Below are 16,125 nucleotides of genomic sequence, written 5' to 3'. Positions count from 1 at the left end.
TTCATGAACACAGATCCTAAAGTACTTATTGTTACGTCGGCATTTGGGGACGGGCATATGAAAGTGGCTGAGGCCATCGAACATTCATTTAGACGTCGGGGGATTAATCGGATTACAACTCTGGATCTATTCGCTGCAGTCCACCCTACCTTGAATGAGCTATCCCGAAGGTTCTATTTAAACAACACGGGGTATACGCAAGAATTTTATGGATTCTTGTACACAATGACGAGCAAGATGAGGCCAGAGCAGTTCATGGGTAGACTCATCCATTCTATGGGCAAACGAAAAGTACAAAGGATCATCGACGAGATACAGCCGGATATTATTATTCATACCTTTCCTTATTTGGCTGCTGCTGAACTAGCTTCAACAACAGGAAGTCGAACACCTCTGTTCACGGTTATGACGGATTATGTAGTTCATGGCAGGTGGCTTCACCCACGAACGACGAAATATTTTATCGCTTCAGAAAGCATGAAGGCGACTCTGATGTCAGCAGGGATCGCTGAAGAGAAGCTTGTGGTCAGTGGGATTCCCATTCGCGAGGCTTTTGAACAGTCTCAGGATCGTGAAGCGCTTTTGCGCAAACATGGGTTAAAAGGAAATCGTCAATATCTATTACTAGCGGCAGGAGCTTACGGCGTATTAAGTGACATTGGCGGTTTAATAAAACGAGTACTGCTTCAATCAAGCTTCGATGTCATCGTATTGTGCGGGAATAATCATAAGCTTCGAGAAGCTACGGGGGAGCTTTTTCAAGAGAACCCTCGAGTTCACATTTTGGGATATACCGAAGAAATGCAGGAGCTGATGTGCATAGCTTCCTGTCTATTGACCAAAGCTGGCGGGATTACCTTGACTGAGGCGATGGCTCAAACACTTCCAGTTATCGTCTATCGACCTCTCCCCGGTCAGGAGGCAGGCAATGCAGAATGGTTATCTGGGCAGCATTTGATAGAGATTGCACGAAATGAGGAGCAGTTAGTAGAGCAGCTCCAGCGATTGGAGCATATGGCGTACAGAGATGAAAGGGAACAGCATATGAAGGTCTTTTCGCGGAAATCAGCCTCGGATGCTATCGTTACCGAAGCTTTAGAGGCTATTAAATTGCGTCAGCCCTCTGTTCCCGCAGCAAAATCCATGCTTGTTGAAGGGCAGGCGAAGACGATTCATGGATATTATTAGGAAGAAAGAAAGACAACAGCAGACGTTTACCCGCCTCGCAATGATTCTCTTTTTTATAGAGTGGATAAGAGGGGCTGTCCTAATCACGTTCTTACCCACTTATATATTGACGAGCTGGGGGCTTACAACGTCAGTAGTTGGCATTGCGGTCTCCGTACACTATTTAACGGACAGCTTGATCAAAAGCTTCATCGGCTATCTCTTGGATAGATATCCTGGGCGTACCGTGCTTCATGGAGGGTTCTTTCTTGGGTTCGTTGGACTGTTATTGATGGTGACAACGCATAGTCCGTGGATGCTTATTGTAGCCTCTGCTTGCTTGGGTGCTGGATTCTCACCGATCTGGATCCTATGTATGAGCCAGGTATCAGAGGAAAAACGAGCACAACAGATGGGAACCTTGTACGTATACTGGATGGCTGGTCTAGGTCTGGGTCCCGTAATGATGAATTTGTTAATTGGTGGTGGGCTGTCACTGTCCCTTGCTGTCATTGGATTATTTTTTGTAGCGGGCTGGATCATGGTAGGTCTTGTAAAGATGAACAAGGTCTCGGTGCAGAGTGTGAATATATCCGTAGGTGAGCAGTTTGTATCTCTATGGAACAAAGTAAAAAAGGGAGGATTTCTGGTCCCTGGCATGCTGCTGCAGACTACAGCGGGCGGGATACTAGTCCCTTTTCTAACAAGCTTTGCTATTTCGCATCTGGGTCTTTCCCATTCTCAGCTGTCTATCGTGTTATTTATGGGAGGAGCAGGCGTAGTTCTATTTCTTGTGCCCATGGGAAAATGGTTTGATCAAGTCGGAGGGAAGTGGTTCCTTGTCATTGGGTTCGGCGTATTTGCGGTTGCCTTGTTCGGCTTAACTTCTATTAATTCCTTCTCCGCCGCCATTGGGCTCTCGCTTCTGCTAGGGTGTGCTTATGCTGCTTTACTTCCCTCTTGGAATGCTTTAATGGCCAGTTACATTCCCGAAGATTCTGTAGGGATCAGCTGGGGACTATTGTTTTCCATAGAGGGTTTAGGGGTGGTTATTGGTCCGCTAATTGGAGGCTGGCTGGGAAGCTCAGGAAATCAATTGCTGCCTTTTCAAGTCAGTGCCTGTTTGTTTGGATTGATTAGTGTTGTCTACTTGCTATCCCCCGCCCGGTTATTTATTCATAGAAACAGAGGGATGGAGAAGCTTCCAAATGTATCGTAGTTAAGATTGATTTAATAGACTCTTCACAATTCCTGCAACTCCCCTGACTTCCGGCGCCGCCGACTCATGAATACCAAAGACAATGCAATGATCGTGAGAATAATCCCAAGTACTTGAAATCCCTCAAAGCTGAACTTGCCTCTCATTACGATGCCTATCAACAAGGAAGAGAGAATGGTTCCCAAATATCTTGAAGTATTAAATAAACCGGATGCTACGCCGATCATTTCCTTGGGTGAACTTTGGAACAAAACTGCTTGCATACCTATATTATTCAACCCATTGCTAATCCCGAATGCAGCCAGTGCCAGGCACACGCTAATAACCGGTGAAGATTGATTCAATGTCACGAGCCATACCGATCCCGCAGTCATCAATACAGCAGACACTAGTAGTGCCGGTCCTGGTCCGGATTTATCGATCCATCGTCCTGCTATTGGAGAAGTAACTAGAGAGCATAGGCCTAAGGTTAGCATAAGTATCCCTGTTTGATACTCGCTGACATGGCGAACCATTTGCAAGTAGGACGGAACTCCGAAAAAGAGTGAGTAAAAGAGTACATTAACGAGCATGAATTCCACATTAACCCATGTCATTGCAGGATATTTAGCAAATGTGCGTAAAGGGATAAAAGGCGAAGTCGCTTTTAACTCATGTCGTACGAACACCCCTAGCAGAGCGAGTCCTATCAGTGAAACAATGACATTTCCTAAAGCAATGTGCCCGGATGATTTTGCTGAGAGCAATCCAATGAGCAGGGCAACCAGACCCATTGTGAAGAGCAGAATCCCTGATCCATCTATCCAATCGAACCATTTGCGAAGAGACATGCCCGGTGCAACGGTTAATGACGAGTTTTCCTTAGGGATATTTCTCCAAGATAATAGAAAGCTCACTACCACAAATGGAATATTGACGAAAAAGATAGCGGGCCAGCCCCACCAGTGTATGATAACCCCGCCAATAAAGGGTCCAATGGCTGCCGCACCAGATAGGAAGATGGACAAAACAGACAGCGCTGTCGCTTGTTTTTCCGTTACATGAATTCGCACTATAGCCATCCCAACGGCAACCATCATGCTTGTTCCAATGGCTTGCACAATGCGGAACACGAGGAGCCACGCGAAGCTTGGTGCGAATGGAGCTAATAATGAGGCAATGAAGGCTACTACAAGCCCGGTAAGAAATATTTTCCTCCTACCAAATAAATCGCTGGCCTTTCCCATGACGGGTTGAGCGATGCTACTAGCAATGTAGAAAGAAAAAATAATCCAGGAAACACCTGTATAGTCAAGTTGGAATACATTTTGCAATCTTGGAATAGCAACAGAAACCATTGAAGAGTTTAATGGGTTCAATAGTATCCCTAGACCCACTGAAATCATTAACCACCAATTCCGAGCACTCATTTTGTGTCCCCCTAAAGCGTATTAATGTCATCCTACTTGATTTTAATTATTCATTCCAACGCATTTTATGTTATATTCTCATTGACTTAAAGGAATGAATGGGGTGCGAAATGGAACTTCTACAGCTGCAATATTTTCTCGCGGTAGCTCGGTTGGAACATGTGACTGAAGCTGCGCGAAATCTGCACGTTACTCAATCATCACTTAGCAAAACAATACAGCGCTTGGAGGAGGATCTAGGAGTCCCTTTATTCGATCGAGTAGGAAGGAACCTGCGTCTGAATGAGTTCGGAAGCAGATTTCTTCGCCGTGCAGAAAGAGCTTTGTTTGAATTGGAGCAGGGGAAGCAGGAGCTTAGCGATTTATCTCACCCGGAACATAACACGCTTGAATTAGCAGTGACCACCGCCAGTACATTACCCAATATCCTTCGCGAGTTTCGAAAAAAGCGACCTGATATTCAATTTCATGTGCAGATGCTGACTACGAAGGAAATGGTTACACTTTTGGATAGAGGAGAGGTGGATTTCTGCTTGTCCTCACCCCCTTTAGAAGGGGACGACATCGAATGCCAAGTCGTATTTATCGACCCAATCCTTGTAGCGGTTCCTAAGGGGCATCGGTTGGCAGATCGAAGCAGCGTATCTTTGATAGAGCTGAGAGATGAATGGTTCGTCGGGGTTAAGAGTGGTTATGGAACTCGGGATTTAATAGACTCTGTGTGCCAATCGGTTGGATTTACGCCTAAATATGTATATGAGGGGGATGAACCTGCAAGGTTGATCACTCTTGTGGAAGCTGAGATTGGACTTGCCTTCATACCAAGTACAGCAAGAAATTCACGGGAAGACATCAAATATCTCCAAATAGAGAATCACGAATTGGTACGGGAAATTGCTCTAATATGGCACAAGAGTCGGTACATTTCTCGGGCTGCTTTGGAATTTCGTGAGGTAGTTGTAGAATATTTCGGATCGTTATCCAAAGAGGTTTAAGACAATTGGGGATGGTTATCTAGAGGTATTTAACTGGATGCAAAAGAACAATTGCATCCAACTCAAGGACGCATAGTCTATAGAAATATTTTATAATGAAGATGTAGAAAAATCAGGTAGTGTTTAGTTATCTGATGTTGGTTCTTCCATAAACCATGAGATATGGGTGCATCTCTTACAAATAAGTATAGCAGCGTTTTTATTCGCCCAGTCAAATCCTAGAAAGGATGCTCCGCTTGTGTTAAGCAGTTTATAATCCAGATGAAAGGTATCGTTTTGACAACAAGGACAGGTTATTCGCGCGCCTGCAGCACTGTATCTCATTTTAAAAACCTCCTGTGAATTTGTATAGTTCTTTAACGCACCTGAGGTTATTAAGGTTTCATATACTCGAACTTACTAGTCAATTTGGGGTGGAATTATGAATAGCTGGGAAACAGCTTTATCAAAAGTATGTGAGCTTTATTTTTCATCGGAAGTGAATTCGAAATTAGAATGGATCTTGGTGGGCTCGGTGGGTTCGGTTTTACAGGGCTGTGAAATGACTCCGGGAGACGTTGATATTTATACAAAAAATAAAGAAGGGATTGCACAATTTGCAGAACTTCTGAAGAAATATTCCTTGCTGGATAAATGTGAATGCCCTCATGGGGAGAACTGGTTATCCTCTTTAGAAGAACCTGCATACACTCAGACCTTTTCTTCGGGCTTCTCATGGACAAAGGGGAGTTGGATCATCGATGGGTTTAAAGTGGAAGTCGTTCATATCTCCAATTCAGCGGGAATTCCTGATTCTATGGATGGCGATGGGATATGGGAAGGTGGACAATTCATTTGGAATCATTTTAGGAATGTGACAATCGGACGGTACACTATTCCTACGGTTCCTCTAGAAATACAGCTAGAATCAAATTTAAGAAGACAACGATCAGACAGGACACAAGCGATTATTACTGCATTGCAAAAGTATGGATACGATCAAGAACTAATGGAAAAAGCTCTATCAAAGAAACACCTACCATATTTTTATTCCCAAATGAATTGAGCAAAGGAGATTATTTTTAAAAAGGGAATTAACTGGTATAATATGGTTTATAATCGAGAAAGGTGTTGATTTCTATGTCTGACTTTTTTGATCCAGGACCTAATCCGAATGTGACGGACCCTGGCGGTCATAAAGCAAACCATGATGTCAATGCGCAAAAATATCATACACAAGGTGTTCCCGGATTTTGGAGCGAGGTAATCAATCTGTTCATCGTGGTGGCAATAATTGCAGTTATTTTCTTACTCATATGGATCTTCTAATGGTCTTGTAATGAAAAAATGACAGCCCTCATTTAACTCGAGGGCTGTCATTATCGTTATTGAGCTGAGTATCCTCCATCGATGACTATTTCCGAACCTGTAATGTATGAAGATTCATCTGTTGCCAGAAATAACGCCGCTTGGGCAATATCGATGGCTTGACCCAAACGCTGCAAAGGTGTTGCCTGAATCAATTGGTCTAGCAAATCCTTTGAAGTACTTAAAGCTTGAGTCATTGGCGTTTCAATAATTCCAGGGAATAGAGTGTTTACCCGTACGCCTTGACGGCCGAAGGTTGTAGCAGCCGCTTTAGATAATGCACGAACTGCACCTTTGGATGCCGAGTAGTGATTAAAGCCTTGACCGATCAGAGCTGTATAAGAAGAAATATTGATGATCGAACCTTTCTTTTGAGCTGCCATATAAGGCGTGACATGTTTAATCCCAGCGAACGGGCCATAACCATTGATGGAATTGATTTTCTGCCAATCCTCAATATCGATTTGATCAAATGGCTTTTCAGTAGAGATGCCTGCGTTATTGACAAGAATATCAATCTTACCAAAACGATCATGTACTTCCTTTGCCAGCACTTTCCAATCCTCATCTGAGGCAACATTCAATTTCATTCCATAAACATTCTGTTTCTGGTTTACTTTCTCTAGCGCTGCCTCATTGATATCTGCGGCAATAACGATAGCGCCTTCTTGAGCAAACAGATCTGCCATGCTTTCACCAATACCGGAAGCCCCACCTGTAATAATAGCCACTTTATTATCTAATCTTTTCATTTTATATTCTCCTAACGAATTAAAAGATAACTGTTGGAATAACAACTGCCATTACTACTATGCCCAAAAAGATGTGGGTATATCTCCAGCCTTTGCTAGCGATTAAGTTGCCTGCCATAGGTTGAAGGATAGCTCCGAATATAACACCTGAAGCTACCGTAATTCACACGTTCCCCAATTCATTTCCTTGAGATCTTTATTCAAATGAACAGGAAATCAATTTAGTGGGAAGGTAAAGGGAGGGGGCAGTCTTGCTGCCCCCTCCCTTTAATTTGGTGCACACCTGTCTTATGCAGACAGGTGTGCACCAGTTCTACTTCTTAATGTGAAAGTGCCTTGCCCTTTTCCAAATAGCTGGTGTCGCCGACTTTTCCTACCGTAAACTTGCCGTTCTCCCATTCCACGATCGTTACGCTGGAATTCGGCAAACCGCCTTTGCTCATATCCCAGGCTTTAGGGTCAAGCCCCATGACCAAATCCAAAATGGTGATGCCGTGGGAAACGACTATGATATTCTTTTTCGACCCTTGGTTATCGGCAATGATCTGGTCTACTGCCGCTTTCGTCCGGGCAAAAACCTGAGCCATGTTTTCTCCGTTCACTGAGATGTAATCGAGTTTCTGGAATGAAGCAACGTTTGAATTCTTCATAATATCTGCTTGATAAGCGCCTTCCAAGTCACCGAAGTTCATTTCTCTCAACCGCTTATCCGTTTTCAGAATCATGTTTCGGCCTTCCAAAATGGTATCGGCCGTATCTACCGCACGTCCGCTCGAGCTGCTGTATGCTGCGCTGAATGAAATGTCATGCAAGCCTCGTGCCAGATCCTCGGCTACCTTGATGCCTTCTTCCGTGAGCGGAGCATCCGAGAAGCCTTGCATCCGTTTTTGCACGTTAAACAGCGTTTCGCCGTGACGAACGAAGTAGAATGTGAGCTTGTTTTGGCCATTTTCCGCATAGCTCTGATCGCCGACTTTTTGCACCGTGTATTTACCGTCTTTCCACTGAATCTTCGTTACGCTCGAATTCGGCAAGCCGCCCTTGCTCATATCCCAGGCTTTCGGGTCGAGACCCATGACCAAATCGAGAATGGTGATGCCATGCGAAACGACAAGCACATTCCCGCCTTTTGTTTTGTTTGCTTCAACAATTTGATCCAGCGATGCTTTAGCCCGCTCGAACACGCCTTGCATATTCTCGCCGTTCACCGAGTTGTAATCGAGTTTCTGGAACGAAGCAACATTTGTATGCTTCATAACATCTGCTTGATAAGCGCCTTCCAAGTCACCGAAATTGATTTCTCTCAACCGCTTGTCTTTGATCAGCTTGAGATTGCGGCCTTCAAGAACGATATCGGCCGTGTCGCTTGCCCGTTCGCTCGTACTGCTGTACGCGGCTACGAACGGAATGTTCTTCAAGCCTCTGCCTAGATTCTCGGCTACTTCAATTCCTTTCTCTGTTAGAGGAGAGTCGGAGAACCCTTGCATACGTTCTTGTACATTAAATATCGTTTCTCCATGCCGTACCAGATAGAAAGTAATCCCTTGATCTTGATCTTCCTTTTTAGCGGTATTATCTGCATTTGCACCAACATTGCCTACACTAAATGAACTTAAAACAAAGAAAGCCATCATGACAGTAAATAACTTAGATAAACTCTTGTTCATATACATATCCCCTTTACTATCTATTTTGAAAGCGTTAACATTGTAATTATATCGAGGGTCTTAAATTCAAAATATCCATTTTTTAAGCAAAATTAAGGCTTATTTTTTCGTGTTTCGTTTGAATGGGAGATGTACTTATATATCCAAATTAAAAAAAGCTATTATATAAAAATTTATTTGCGGAGTATAATGCTAGGATGAAGAGAGGTGAACGGTGGCTTTGGATTACATTTATGAAAGCATTCAAATGAACAATGATTTGCCAATTAATATATTTCTTCATAATGCACAATTTGTGGAGGACCACTGGCATGACAGCATTGAGTTACTGTTCGTTCTCAAAGGGAAAGTCGATGTCTATATTGAAAAGAAAAGATTTACCCTACAAGAAGAGGATGTCTTGATCATCAACAGCAATGAAATTCATTCCATTCAATCCCATGAGAATAATTTGGTGCTTGCCTTGCAGATTCCCATTTCATTCATTAAAACTGAATTTGCAGATATCGATCAAGTTAGGTTCCTATGCAAATCCTTTCTATATGGAGAGGAAGAGCAAGAAAAATTTAATGAAATTCGCTCTTTATTAGCCGAAATGATGTGGGTATATAACAAAGAAAATTATAGCTATGAGCTCAAAATAAAGTCGTTACTATTCCAGCTAATTTACGTACTGCTTTGGAAATTCAGAGAGAGTCGCGAAGATAATAGTAGTCGAATTGGTTCGAAGTACACAGAGCGTATGTTAAGTATCGTGAACTACATCCAAGGCAACTATATGAAATCACTTAGCTTGTTCGATATTGCAGAGCAGGAACACTTATCGGTTCCATATTTGTCTAGTTTTTTTCAGAAAAGTATGGGGAAGTCCTTTAGTCAGTATGTCAATCAGCTTCGATTGAAACATGCTGTCAGAGATATCACATACACGGATCATTCCATTACTCAAATTGCTATGGACCATGGATTTCCGAGTTTAAAATCATTTCACAAGGTGTTTAAGGAAGTTTATAAAATAACACCGATTCAATACCGTAAGGATTTGCAAAGGTATGAGGAGCTTGAGAACCTGCCTTCAAATGATTATGCAACTTACTTGGATTTTGATCGTGAGAATGCGTATGAGGCTTTGTTCAAGTATTTGCCTTCACCTGATCAGCAAACAGCCGATAAGACGCTTGATAAAGGTGTAGTCACAAAAGAAATTAAGGTGCATCTCTCCGGTAAGAGTACGTTGATTAAACCTTATTGGCGAAAAATATGTACGATAAGCAAGGCGAAGGAAATTTTAATGAGTGAAGTGCAATCGCATTTAAAGTTGATTCAGGAAAAGGTCCAGTTTAGTCATATTAGGTTTCATGGGATATTTGATGATGAGATGATGGTTTATCGCGAGGATGCACAAGGCAATCCGATTTTTAATTTCTTCTATGTCGGACAATTAATAGATTTCATACGAAGCATTGGACTTCGCCCTTACATTGAGTTTGGCTTCATGCCTAAAGATTTAGCGAGTAGTGAGTCTTCTTTCTTCTATAAGAAGAGTAATCTGAGTAAACCCAAGGACATAGGGAAGTGGAGAAAGCTCGTGGAGCAATTACTTTTGTTCTGCAAAAACCGTTATGGAGAAGAAGAGATGAAGCATTGGTATTTTGCTTGCTGGAATGAACCTGATTTGCAAGTTTTTTGGCCAGATGCGTTCGAAGATTATGGCGAAATGTATATTCAGACTTATCAAGCGGTTAAAGCTAGCTGTCCTAAATTCCAAATGGGGGGCCCAGATCTTTTTTCAGAAACGGTATATCAAGAGTCTTGGTTAGATCATTATTTAGATTTCTGTATCACAAATCATTGTATTCCCGATGTTATTTCGTTCCACAGTTATCCAGTACGAGAGCAGCGAGTAGTAGATAAACCAATATCTTGGATACATTTAAGTAACGATAATTATTTGAATGAAACGATTCATTTGTTAAAAGATAAACTGAAAGCAAAGCTCTCGCAAGTGCCTGATGTTCAAGTAACGGAATGGAATTCAACACCATTTCACCGCGATTTGACGAACGATACCTGTTATAAAGCAGCCTATATTGTGAAGAATGTACTAGAGAATCTAGATGAACTGCAGAGCTTAGCTTACTGGTCCTTGACGGACTTACTGGAGGAGCTGCCACCAGCAGAGGAACCCTTTCATGGTGGATTGGGCTTAGTTACGAGCAATGGAATTCTAAAGCCAGGTTATTATGCTTATGAGTTGTTAGGCAAGCTTGGTGATCGCCTAATGGAGCTTGGCGCTGGATATTGTCTCACAAAATCGTCGCAAGGCTATCAATTGATGGTGTACCATTATTGTCATTTTGATCGATTGTATGGGACGTCTGATTCACTAGGAATTGACGCTTTGAATCGATATCACGTCTTCAAAGACACGAATAATTTAGAGATGAGTTTTGTGATCCAAGGAATACCAAGTGGTGTATACAAGCTTCGTCAAACTACGATAAATCGGGATCACGGCAGCGCCTATGATACATGGCTTGAGATGGGTGCTCCAAGTTCACTTGATGCAGATGAAGTGGCCTATTTGAATCGTAAGGCTGTACCCAATCAAGTGAGGAAGACGATTGATATCCAAAGTTCGCTCGATATTAAATGTAAATTAAACCCTCATGAAGTTCGATTATATGAACTATGGCCTGTGTATGATGCATAGTGCTTTTAAATGAAATCTAATAGGCTGACCCTAGCATCCATTTCATGGATTTGGGTCAGCCTTTTTTTATGATTTTATTGAAAACGCTTAATTTACTAGTTATAAAAATCATGAAATTTGGTCTATTTTTGATTAAGAAACGGAAAGTTGAATGGATGAAAATTGTCTATAATCACAAATGTAAGGGGTTACAATACGGTTAGTCGAAGCTTCCTTACCATGATATTTACAGGGGGTACATGTATGAATAAACAAGTTTCATGGAAAGAAAGAATTAGTTATGGTCTAGGAGATACGGCTTCTAATCTTATTTTCCAGACGGTTACCTTATATTTAATGTTTTACTACACGGATGTATATGGGTTGAATGTCGCAGCTGTAGGAACCTTATTCCTTTTAGCGAGAATTATTGATGCGTTCGACGGACCGATATTTGGAGTCTTAATTGACCGCACGACTTCGAAATATGGGAAATCCAGACCCTGGTTTCTTTGGTTATCGATTCCGTTCGCGGCAATTGCAATTCTTGCGTTCCTGTCGCCGGATTTCGGGGATACAGGAAAATTGGCTTACGCGTATATTACCTATATTCTACTGAATGTTTTATACGCAGGTATTAACTTGCCACTCACCTCGATTTTGCCAAGCATGTCAAGTGATTCACAGGAAAGAACGGTAGTGTCATCGGTTCGTATGATTCTGGCGCAAGTAGGAGCTATATTTGTCAGTATTGCGACTCTGCCTCTTGTTGATGCGTTAGGAAAAGGCGATCAAAAACAGGGTTTTATGTTAACGATGATGATCTATGCTGGTGTAGCGGTCGTATTTTTCCTGATTACATTTAAAAATGTAAAGGAACGTGTTCAAATTGACGGCAATCGTCCAGTCCCTTTTAAAGAAGGAATAAAAGCAATTAAAGGGAACACACCTTGGTGGATCCTTTTGGCTACTGGGCTGTTCGTATTTATCGGAGTTACAGCAAAGGGTCCTGCTACGATTTATTACTTTAAATATAACCTAGGTAGAGAAGACTTAATTCCGCTTGTTAATGGCCTTAACGTTCTAATGTTGCTTGCGATTGTACTAGTTCCTTTCTTGAGTAAGAAATTAGGTAAACGTAATGCGGTCTTTATAGGTATGAGCATTGGTATCGTAGGGCAAGTCATTATCTATCTAGGTGCACAGATGATGTCTGTTCCTGTTGCATTAACGGGTGTCATAATCAGTAATTTTGGTGGGGGATTTGCATTTGGTCTACTGTTCGCGATGATTGCTGACACGATTGATTATGGAGAATGGAAATCAGGAGTAAGGGCACCAGGCTTACTATCTGCCGCAAGCAGTTTTGGTGCTAAGTTCGGAATGGGGCTCGGGGGTGCGATTGCAGCTTGGGTTCTAGCCTTAGGGAAATATGCACCGAATCAAGTGCAAGCGCCATCGGCTTTGCTAGCAATTGAATTCAATTTTGTATGGTTACCCTTAATTGCGAATGTCGTTGTTATTCTATTATTCCTGTTCTATAAGCTAGATAAAGATGAGCCCCAAATGATTAGTGACTTGACAGCTCGTAGAGGAAACACGGGAATTGGAGCCTAAATAAGAATTATTTAATTAAACCTAAGAATTTAACTAGGGAGATGAAGGACATCATGGAAAAATATCTATATGAAAATCTGTTGGCGGAACTAGAGAGACGGACAGAGGTTAAGAACGTCAAAGGTCTAGATATGATAATTAAAAAGCTTCCAGATTCAGATGCTGAGGGAGAAATGGACGCTCGTGTTTTGCAGACAACAATCGAAAGTGCTGAAAAGATGGCTGCGATGGGCAAGCCACCTGAGGGAGAGTTCGATTTAATGGCAATGGTTCAGGGGATGCGTGCAATGATGGGCTCGCCGAATACAGATGTAACAACAACGGATATTCGTACAGAATCGAGAGATATAGAAGGTTCAGAGGACTCTATCCCAGTTCGGATCTATTCTCCAGCTGAAAGCTCGAATGTCCCGGCGGTAGTCTTCTTCCACGGTGGTGGTTTCCTGGGAGGTACTTTGGATGTAGTGGAGAATCCTTGTAAAGCAATTGCTGAGAAAGCAAATGCAGTTGTTGTTTCAGTGGATTACCGTCTTGCACCTGAGCATCCGTTCCCTGTAGGATTAAACGATTGCTTTGATGCTGTTACCTGGGTATATGAGCATGCGGCAGAACTGAATGTAAATCCGAATCAAATCGCAGTATGTGGCGATAGCGCAGGTGGGAACTTATCAACAGTATGCGCGATGAAGGATAGAGATCTAGGAACAGGTATGATTAAATTCCAGGCTTTGCTTTATCCGACGGTGAACATGGCTGGGGCAGCAACGGATGATTTCGAATGGAATATCGAAGAGTACACGATTAACAATCATCATGAGCTGATCAAGGGACTATTAATGGGTATGGGTGATATGACGGCTATGCTGGACAATATTTATTTACAAGGTAAGATTCCCGCAACAAGCGCCTATACTTCTCCCTTATTAGTAGAAGATTTAAGCGGTATGCCTGACACGTTAATTATTACTGCACAGTATGATTATTTGACACTTGAGTGTGAAGCCTACGCTAGAAAACTACAACGTGCAGGCGTTAATACACAGTATATCCGATATAATGGAATGGACCACGCGTTCATGGATAAAATCGGCGTTTACCCACAAGCAGAGGATTGTATGAACGAAATTGCTAGAGGAATTAAGCGCATTTTCGGATAATAACGTGCATAATAATATAAAAGATCGCTCTCCTTATCTTGTCTAATCAGCAAGATGAAAGAGGGCGATTTTTATTAAAATCTCACCACTTCCTTTTTATTAACACACAGCTTTTTTAGTACTGGGAAATTTGAATGTTCAGCAAGCCTTAGTATTAGTTTTTTTCGTGAAGAAAATAAGATTCCAGACACATCTCAAGAGCTGTGTCTCTTTGACGTACTTGTATAAATACGCGCTATCCCAAATCTCATTCCTCAGACGGAGAAAGTATCCATCTGGAGCCAGTTATCTAAATTTAGATACTAAAATAAAATAAATTTAACAATGGAATCACTCTTTTAAATCGTACGGGAGAGGATGGTTATAAGGTGGAGAAAATTATAGAAGTACGGGGGATTAGCAAGGTCTACGAGAAAAGAAAGACGAAAGAGAAAATACATGCCGTTCGTGATGTTTCTTTTCATGTAAATCGTGGAGAGGTTCTCGGTTTACTAGGCCCCAACGGTGCTGGGAAAACATCAACAATAAAGATGCTCTGTGGTTTGTTAGAATCGGATGGGGGTTCTATATCCATTAATGGCTTAGATATTTGTAAGAAGAGACTCAAAGCGCTAGAGCATATCAGTGCTGTATTAGAAGGGAACCGGAATTTATATTGGCGTCTTACGGTTCGGGAAAATTTAGAATATTTTGCAGGTAACCGGGGGTACTCTCGGAAGCAAATTGCCGATCAGACAGATAAATTATTAGAGCAATTCAACCTTAAAGAAAAGGAGAATGAGCTGGTTAATGGATTATCTCGGGGGATGCAACAAAAGCTGGCAATCGCTGTGGCGCTATTAGCTAATACGGATGTCATCTTGCTGGATGAGCCAACGCTCGGTTTGGATGTTGAGGTTAGTTATGAATTACGAAATATTCTAAAAACGATAGTGAGGGAAGAGAAACGTACGATCATTATTAGCTCACATGATATGCCTGTCGTTCAGGAGCTGTGTGACCGTGCCATTATCATTAACAAAGGTGAGGTTGTGATTGACGACAGGGTGGAGAATTTACTTAAGTTATTTGAAACAAGGGCATATTCCATTAAATTAGGTGAGCAATTAAGCCCTGAACAGGAGAATAAACTGTTGAGTATATTCCCTTTAAGTACTTATAAAGCAAGCTCTCATGAAACGATCGTGGAAGTGAATTTAGAGCATGGTCAGGATATCTACGAGTTGTTCGATCTTCTGAAAGAGGAAGGAACGATGGTGGAAAGTATTGATCGAATAACCATTGATTTTGAACAAGTGTTTATTCAGATTGTGAAGGGAGGTAAGACTCATGAAATGGCTCCATTTGTTCAATGCTAATTTTCGTAAGGAATATATTGAGATGAAACGTTATCTACCGAACACAATCGCGTTAGTAGTCACTTTTTATATTATATTTCTGGCTGCATTTTTTGGAATTATGTTCATAGGAGATCCAGCCAGCTTTGATACGAATGTCCAATATTCAATTGTAAGTGTAGTCTTTTGGAGCTTAACGATGATGACGATGAACTTTATTGGTTATTCGGTAATCACAGAAGCGACGCGTGGAACGTTAGAGCAGTTATATATGTCTCCCATGGGTGTGTGGAAAATTATGCTCACGCGGATCGTCAGTCAATTGGGCTTACAGTCCGTCATTATGATTCTCTTGCTGTTTGGTGCGATGCTAACCTCGGGACAATGGTTGAGTCTTAATCCCATGACAACGATCCCAATCATTATAGTTACTATGATAAGCATGGTAGGCGTTAGTTTTATGATTGCTGGTTTGGCTATTATTGTGAAACAAATTCAAGCATTTCTACAGATTTTCCAATTTGTCTTGATGGGACTTGTATTTGTTCCGATCACTGTAGCTCCGTTTTTAGCTTTTGCCCCATTCGTTAAAGGCGTGAATATGGTAAGAACGGTGATGCTGGAGAATCTAACGTTAACGGATCTATCTTTATCTGACTATGGCGTATTAATATTAAATTCGCTGGTTTATTTGATTCTAGGGCTCGTTGTGTTTGATCGCTGTGAGAAAATAGCCATGAAGAAGGGGCTTCTGGGTCAATACTAG

The 16,125-nt window shown here is 41.8% G+C and carries 13 protein-coding genes; 10 read left to right on the top strand and 3 right to left on the bottom strand.

Annotated features, from left to right (window positions below; all coding sequences use genetic code 11):
- Positions 1-3 precede the first annotated feature (3 nt).
- Both NYE25_RS12925 and NYE25_RS12920 read left to right on the top strand, forming a co-directional pair.
- The gene (locus NYE25_RS12925) at positions 4-1,188 is read left to right on the top strand and encodes an MGDG synthase family glycosyltransferase (RefSeq protein ID WP_341146058.1); all 1,185 of its coding nucleotides are present in this window, start codon (positions 4-6) and stop codon (positions 1,186-1,188) included.
- The gene (locus NYE25_RS12920) at positions 1,175-2,386 is read left to right on the top strand and encodes an MFS transporter (protein WP_076284695.1); all 1,212 of its coding nucleotides are present in this window, start codon (positions 1,175-1,177) and stop codon (positions 2,384-2,386) included. The genes NYE25_RS12925 and NYE25_RS12920 overlap by 14 nt, the downstream gene beginning before the upstream one ends.
- Positions 2,387-2,409: 23 nt before the next feature.
- On the opposite strand, the gene NYE25_RS12915 is transcribed toward NYE25_RS12920, so the two are convergent.
- A complete protein-coding gene (locus NYE25_RS12915) occupies positions 2,410-3,795 on the bottom strand; it encodes an MFS transporter (RefSeq protein WP_341146057.1) in 1,386 nt (461 codons plus the stop codon).
- Between the two features lie 110 nt (positions 3,796-3,905).
- Between NYE25_RS12915 and NYE25_RS12910 the strand changes: the two genes are divergently transcribed.
- The 3 genes from NYE25_RS12910 (at position 3,906) to NYE25_RS12900 (ending at position 6,098) form a co-directional block, all read left to right on the top strand.
- Entirely contained in the window at positions 3,906-4,790 is an 885-nt protein-coding gene (locus tag NYE25_RS12910) for a LysR family transcriptional regulator (protein WP_341146056.1), read from the top strand.
- 421 nt (positions 4,791-5,211) lie between these two features.
- The gene (locus NYE25_RS12905; RefSeq protein WP_341146055.1) at positions 5,212-5,835 is read left to right on the top strand and encodes a hypothetical protein; all 624 of its coding nucleotides are present in this window, start codon (positions 5,212-5,214) and stop codon (positions 5,833-5,835) included.
- A 74-nt stretch (positions 5,836-5,909) separates the two neighbouring features.
- A complete protein-coding gene (locus tag NYE25_RS12900) occupies positions 5,910-6,098 on the top strand; it encodes a hypothetical protein (protein WP_042129995.1) in 189 nt (62 codons plus the stop codon).
- A gap of 56 nt (positions 6,099-6,154) precedes the next feature.
- Here the strand turns inward: NYE25_RS12900 and NYE25_RS12895 are convergent, their stop codons facing one another.
- Together NYE25_RS12895 and NYE25_RS12890 are read right to left on the bottom strand one after the other, a co-directional pair.
- Positions 6,155-6,889, bottom strand: a complete 735-nt coding sequence (locus tag NYE25_RS12895) for an SDR family NAD(P)-dependent oxidoreductase (protein WP_341146054.1) — start codon at positions 6,887-6,889, stop codon at positions 6,155-6,157.
- A 320-nt stretch (positions 6,890-7,209) separates the two neighbouring features.
- The gene (locus NYE25_RS12890) at positions 7,210-8,562 is read right to left on the bottom strand and encodes a histidine phosphatase family protein (RefSeq protein WP_341146053.1); all 1,353 of its coding nucleotides are present in this window, start codon (positions 8,560-8,562) and stop codon (positions 7,210-7,212) included.
- 208 nt (positions 8,563-8,770) lie between these two features.
- Here NYE25_RS12890 and NYE25_RS12885 point away from each other — a divergent pair, with 208 nt between their 5' ends.
- The 5 genes from NYE25_RS12885 to NYE25_RS12865 all read left to right on the top strand — a co-directional run bounded on the left by NYE25_RS12885 (position 8,771) and on the right by NYE25_RS12865 (position 16,125).
- The gene (locus NYE25_RS12885; RefSeq protein ID WP_341146052.1) at positions 8,771-11,269 is read left to right on the top strand and encodes a GH39 family glycosyl hydrolase; all 2,499 of its coding nucleotides are present in this window, start codon (positions 8,771-8,773) and stop codon (positions 11,267-11,269) included.
- 243 nt (positions 11,270-11,512) lie between these two features.
- Positions 11,513-12,865, top strand: a complete 1,353-nt coding sequence (locus NYE25_RS12880) for an MFS transporter (RefSeq protein ID WP_341146051.1) — start codon at positions 11,513-11,515, stop codon at positions 12,863-12,865.
- A 53-nt stretch (positions 12,866-12,918) separates the two neighbouring features.
- The gene (locus NYE25_RS12875) at positions 12,919-14,022 is read left to right on the top strand and encodes an alpha/beta hydrolase (RefSeq protein ID WP_341146050.1); all 1,104 of its coding nucleotides are present in this window, start codon (positions 12,919-12,921) and stop codon (positions 14,020-14,022) included.
- Between the two features lie 368 nt (positions 14,023-14,390).
- The gene (locus NYE25_RS12870; protein WP_341052478.1) at positions 14,391-15,380 is read left to right on the top strand and encodes an ABC transporter ATP-binding protein; all 990 of its coding nucleotides are present in this window, start codon (positions 14,391-14,393) and stop codon (positions 15,378-15,380) included.
- On the top strand, positions 15,352-16,125 hold the full coding sequence (locus NYE25_RS12865) for an ABC transporter permease (RefSeq protein WP_341052480.1): 774 nt from the start codon (positions 15,352-15,354) through the stop codon (positions 16,123-16,125). The genes NYE25_RS12870 and NYE25_RS12865 overlap by 29 nt, the downstream gene beginning before the upstream one ends.

The organism is Paenibacillus sp. FSL E2-8871, assembly GCF_038000345.1.
Lineage (GTDB): Bacteria > Bacillota > Bacilli > Paenibacillales > Paenibacillaceae > Paenibacillus_AQ.
This window is presented reverse-complemented; position numbering and strand designations above follow the sequence as displayed.

What these genes read in the sequence shown, in the direction of transcription:
- NYE25_RS12915 (WP_341146057.1), bottom strand. Translation starts at nt 3,795, where the DNA reads ATGAGTGCTCGGAATTGGTGGTTAATGATTTCAGTGGGTCTAGGGATA.
- NYE25_RS12895 (WP_341146054.1), bottom strand. Translation starts at nt 6,889, where the DNA reads ATGAAAAGATTAGATAATAAAGTGGCTATTATTACAGGTGGGGCTTCC.
- NYE25_RS12865 (WP_341052480.1), top strand. Translation starts at nt 15,352, where the DNA reads ATGAAATGGCTCCATTTGTTCAATGCTAATTTTCGTAAGGAATATATT.
- NYE25_RS12925 (WP_341146058.1), top strand. Translation starts at nt 4, where the DNA reads ATGAACACAGATCCTAAAGTACTTATTGTTACGTCGGCATTTGGGGAC.
- NYE25_RS12910 (WP_341146056.1), top strand. Translation starts at nt 3,906, where the DNA reads ATGGAACTTCTACAGCTGCAATATTTTCTCGCGGTAGCTCGGTTGGAA.
- NYE25_RS12920 (WP_076284695.1), top strand. Translation starts at nt 1,175, where the DNA reads ATGGATATTATTAGGAAGAAAGAAAGACAACAGCAGACGTTTACCCGC.
- NYE25_RS12875 (WP_341146050.1), top strand. Translation starts at nt 12,919, where the DNA reads ATGGAAAAATATCTATATGAAAATCTGTTGGCGGAACTAGAGAGACGG.
- NYE25_RS12890 (WP_341146053.1), bottom strand. Translation starts at nt 8,562, where the DNA reads ATGTATATGAACAAGAGTTTATCTAAGTTATTTACTGTCATGATGGCT.
- NYE25_RS12900 (WP_042129995.1), top strand. Translation starts at nt 5,910, where the DNA reads ATGTCTGACTTTTTTGATCCAGGACCTAATCCGAATGTGACGGACCCT.
- NYE25_RS12905 (WP_341146055.1), top strand. Translation starts at nt 5,212, where the DNA reads ATGAATAGCTGGGAAACAGCTTTATCAAAAGTATGTGAGCTTTATTTT.
- NYE25_RS12880 (WP_341146051.1), top strand. Translation starts at nt 11,513, where the DNA reads ATGAATAAACAAGTTTCATGGAAAGAAAGAATTAGTTATGGTCTAGGA.